Annotated in this window: 2 protein-coding genes and 1 pseudogene; all 3 read left to right on the top strand. The window is 71.9% G+C overall.

The window, feature by feature from the left end:
• A partial coding sequence (locus ACKVMH_RS13455) for a phosphopantothenoylcysteine decarboxylase domain-containing protein (protein WP_412700657.1) occupies nt 1-507 on the top strand: 507 nt, incomplete at its 5' end.
• A 34-nt stretch (nt 508-541) separates the two neighbouring features.
• Complete coding sequence (gene dut, locus ACKVMH_RS13450; RefSeq protein WP_215218955.1) at nt 542-1000, top strand: dUTP diphosphatase; 459 nt, start codon at nt 542-544, stop codon at nt 998-1000.
• A 65-nt stretch (nt 1001-1065) separates the two neighbouring features.
• Nucleotides 1066-1505 (top strand): annotated as a pseudogene (locus ACKVMH_RS13445) (hypothetical protein); the annotation flags it as partial.

Here is a 1505-nt window from a genome sequence, read left to right as displayed (position 1 = left end):
GTCGCCGGCCCGGTCGCGCTGGCGACGCCGGAGGGGGTCGAGCGCGTCGACGTGCGCTCGGCGGCGCAGATGCATGCCGCGGTAATGGCCGCGCTGCCGGCGGACATCTTCATCGGCGCCGCCGCGGTCGCCGACTTCACCCCGGCGACCGTCGCCGCGGAAAAGATCAAGAAGCGTCATGGCGAGGACGGCCTGGTGCTGCAACTGGTGCGCACCGCCGACATCCTTGCCGACGTGGCGGCCAGCGCGGCGCGCCCGGTGCTGGTCGTCGGTTTCGCCGCCGAGACCGGCGACGTCGAAGCCAATGCGCGCGCCAAGCTGGAGGGCAAGCGCCTGGACCTGGTCTGCGCCAACCGCGTCGGCGTGGCGGGCAGCGGGTTCGAGAGCGACGACAATGCCCTGCTCGTGCTCGGCCACGGCCTGCGGGTCGAGCTCGGGCCGGCCAGCAAGACCGAACTCGCCACCGCGTTGCTCGACATCGTCGCCCAGCGCCTGCCCGCGCGCTGACCGCCCGCCGCCCGCCCATCCAGCCGGAAACCGCATGCATCACACGCTTGAAATCAGGATCCTCGACCCCCGCTTCGGCACCGAATGGCCGCTGCCCGAGTACGCCACCGCTGCCAGCGCCGGCCTGGACCTGCGCGCAGCGCTCGACGACGCCCTGGTGCTCGAGCCCGGCGACACCGCGCTCGTGCCGTCGGGCCTGGCGATGCACCTGGGCGACCCGGGCCTTTGCGCGGTGGTGCTGCCGCGGTCCGGGCTCGGCCACAAGCACGGCATCGTGCTCGGCAACGGCACCGGCTTGATCGACGCCGACTACCAGGGGCCGTTGATGATCAGCGTGTGGAATCGCGGCAAGGAGGCTTTTACGATGCAGCCGGGGGATCGCATCGCCCAGCTCGTCGTGCTGCCGATCGTGCGGGCGCGGCTGCAGGTGGTGGAGACATTCGAGGAGAGCGCACGCGGGGCTGGCGGATTCGGCCATACCGGCGTGCGTTGAAGACATGACGGCGGGCGCACACGCGCCACGCCACGCGGCAAGCAGGGGATGTGGAAATGATCGACATGAAGATGGAACGGCCTCAGCTCTCGATGGCCAGCATTGCACCGCTGCTGCCGTTGCTCGCCGTGGTCTGCGCGCTGCTCGCACTGTGGTTCGGCTGGAGCGGCTGGCAGCAGTACCAGGACGGCACGCGCCGCGACGCGATCCTGCAGTCGCGCGATGGCGCGCTCAAGGCGATCGGCGATTCGCTCACCGCGGAGCGGCAGCGCTTCGACCAGCAACTGGCCAACCCGGTCCTGCGCGCGGCCATTGCCGGGGGTGATTTCGCCCGTGCCGGTGCATTGCTGTCCGACGGCTGGCCGGGCGCCAGCGACGGCACGGTGCTCGCGCCCACGCTCGACAGCGCCTACGCCGCGCTCCCGGAGGGCGGGTTCGGCCGTCTGGGCGTGCTGGAGGCCGCCGTGGCCAGCGACGCCACGGTGGCGCGCGTGGTCGACACCGC

It is taken from the genome of Lysobacter zhanggongensis (assembly GCF_046638635.1).
Lineage (GTDB): Bacteria > Pseudomonadota > Gammaproteobacteria > Xanthomonadales > Xanthomonadaceae > Novilysobacter > Novilysobacter luteus.
Note: the sequence above shows the minus strand (reverse complement) of the source record. Positions and strands in the feature narration are given on the sequence as shown.

Excerpts from the sequence above, each read along its gene's own strand:
- dut (WP_215218955.1), top strand. The coding sequence starts at position 542 with ATGCATCACACGCTTGAAATCAGGATCCTCGACCCCCGCTTCGGCACC.